General features: G+C 66.4%; 1 protein-coding gene. It reads left to right on the forward strand.

Annotation, left to right across the window (positions count from 1 at the left end; translation table 11 throughout):
• A partial coding sequence (locus QUB39_RS30495) for an IS256 family transposase (RefSeq protein WP_333485236.1) occupies nucleotides 1–984 on the forward strand: 984 nt, incomplete at its 5' end.
• Nucleotides 985–1,049 lie beyond the last annotated feature (65 nt).

Raw genomic sequence — 1,049 nt, forward strand, 5'->3', positions numbered from 1 at the left:
CTGCGCATCCCCAAGCTGAGGAAGGGCTCGTATTTCCCGGGTTTCCTCGAGCCCCGTCGCATGGCCGAGAAGGCGCTGACCGCCGTGATCCAGGAGGCCTATATCCAGGGCATCTCGACGCGCTCGGTCGATGATCTGGTCAAGGCGATGGGCATGAGCGGCATCTCCAAGAGCCAGGTCAGCCGGCTCTGCGAGGAGATCGACGAACGGGTGCAGGCCTTCCTCGACCGGCCGATCGAAGGCGACTGGCCCTATCTCTGGATCGACGCGACCTATGTGAAGGTGCGCCAGGCCGGCCGGATCGTCTCGGTGGCGGTCATCGTCGCGGTCGGCGTCAACAGCGACGGCCGCCGCGAGGTGCTGGGCATGGATATCGGCCCCTCAGAGGCCGAGACCTTCTGGACCGCCTTCCTGCGCAAGCTGGCGCGGCGCGGTCTGCGCGGGGTGAAGCTCGTCGTCTCCGACAGCCATGAAGGCATCAAGGCGGCCGTCTCGAAGGTTCTGACCGCGACCTGGCAACGCTGCCGCGTCCACTTCATGCGCAATGCCCTGGCTCATGCGGGGCGTTCAGGTCGGCGGGTCGTCTCGGCCTTTATCGCCACCGCCTTCGCTCAGGACGATGCCGCTGCCGCCAGCCAGCAATGGCGCAAGGTCGCCGATCAGCTCAGGCCGACGGTCCCCAAGCTCGCCGCCCTGATGGACAAAGCCGAGACCGACGTCCTCGCCTACATGACCTTCCCGACCCAGCACCGCGCCAAGCTTCACAGCACCAATCCGCTGGAGCGCCTCAACGGCGAGATCAAGCGCAGGACCGAGGTCGTCGGCATCTTCCCCAACGAAGCGGCTATCACCCGCCTCGTCGGCGCCATCCTGCTCGAACAGAACGACGAATGGGCCGTCCAGCGCGCCCGCTACATCACGCTGGAAAGCATCGCGCCAATCAGCGATGATCCCATCGTCAGCCTGCCAGCCGTGGCCGCCTGACCAGCCCGGCCAAAGCCGGCATCGGGGTGGCTCCGCGAAGCTACACCACCATCAGGGACACGACC

The organism is Microcoleus sp. AT8-B5 (assembly GCF_036705565.1).
GTDB lineage: Bacteria > Cyanobacteriota > Cyanobacteriia > Cyanobacteriales > Microcoleaceae > Microcoleus.